2 protein-coding genes are annotated in these 1,090 nt (G+C 53.3%); both read left to right on the top strand.

Annotated features, from left to right (window positions below; genetic code table 11):
* The coding region (locus lacNas_RS02250; protein WP_201331475.1) for an HAD family hydrolase at window positions 1–304 on the top strand (304 nt) is incomplete at its 5' end.
* A gap of 92 nt (window positions 305–396) precedes the next feature.
* Window positions 397–876, top strand: coding sequence for a MarR family winged helix-turn-helix transcriptional regulator (locus lacNas_RS02245; protein ID WP_201331474.1), 480 nt, complete (start codon window positions 397–399; stop codon window positions 874–876).
* Window positions 877–1,090: the final 214 nt, after the last annotated feature.

Raw genomic sequence — 1,090 nt, 5'->3', positions numbered from 1 at the left:
GCAGCTGCCGGAAATGCCGGGCAACTTGAGTGCTGTTTTGGCCGGTCCGGAATGGATCGACATTGTCAACAAGGATGCCAACAAGGGGGCAGCCGTGAAAAAGATTGCCGACTTGAAGGGCATCAAGCGCGGCGAGATTCTGGCCTTTGGCGACTACTTGAATGACCTGACGATGCTGCAGGCAGCCGGGGTCAGCTATGCCATGGTCAACGGCCATCCGGATCTGAAAAAGATTGCCGACCATATCGCGCCAAGCAACAATGAAGAAGGCGTCATGCAGGTCTTAAACAAGCTCTTTGGCTAATGTCTTTACATTTGACTTGATCCAGGTATACTAAATAGTTAGGTACCTAACATTGACTACTTACAGTTTTTTTAGCAGAAAGGAAGATCAGTATGGCAGAAGAGATTAATGAAGAACTATTTCACCGGAGCATGCGCTTGCAGAGACAGCTCACCCAGATGGGGATGCGGTATGAAAAACTGCATGGCGGCATCCGGGGACAAAACCGCACCCTGGCCCTGCTCAGCAAAAACGAGGGCATGAAGCAGGCCGAACTGGCCCGGTTCGCGCGGGTGCGGCCGTCATCGATCAGCGAAGTGGTGGACCGGCTGGAGAAGCACGGCTTGATAGAACGCCGGCGCGACAACAGCGACCACCGCGTTTTCCGCTTGTATCTGACTGAAAAAGGCCGCGAGCAAAATGAGCGCAACCACACGCACTGGCTGGGCTTTGTCGGCGAATTGATGAGCCCGCTGAGTGAAGAAGAAAAGGCGGGCTACCTGAGAATTTTGACCAAACTGGACAAACAGGCTCTGCTTCTGGAGCAGCGCATGGAGAAGAACGCCAAGGCTGAGGGGGGCGGCCATGCTTAAAATTGCTAAAAAAACTTTGACTTGCTGGGCGACATGCCTAGCAAGTTTCTTTTTATTGATACAAGTTGCATGTGATTTGTACCTGCCGACGGTCACGGCCGACTTGGTCGACAAGGGGGTCATTGGCAAAAACTTGCCCTACATCTGGCAGACCGGGGGCAGGATGCTCCTGGTGGCCGGAATCGGGCTCCTGGCGGCTTTGGGAAACATTTAC

Source organism: Lactobacillus nasalidis, from assembly GCF_016587775.1.
GTDB classification, from domain to species: domain Bacteria; phylum Bacillota; class Bacilli; order Lactobacillales; family Lactobacillaceae; genus Lactobacillus; species Lactobacillus nasalidis.
Note: the sequence above shows the minus strand (reverse complement) of the source record. Positions and strands in the feature narration are given on the sequence as shown.

Coding starts and splice junctions, on each gene's coding strand:
- lacNas_RS02245 (WP_201331474.1), top strand. CDS start 397: ATGGCAGAAGAGATTAATGAAGAACTATTTCACCGGAGCATGCGCTTG.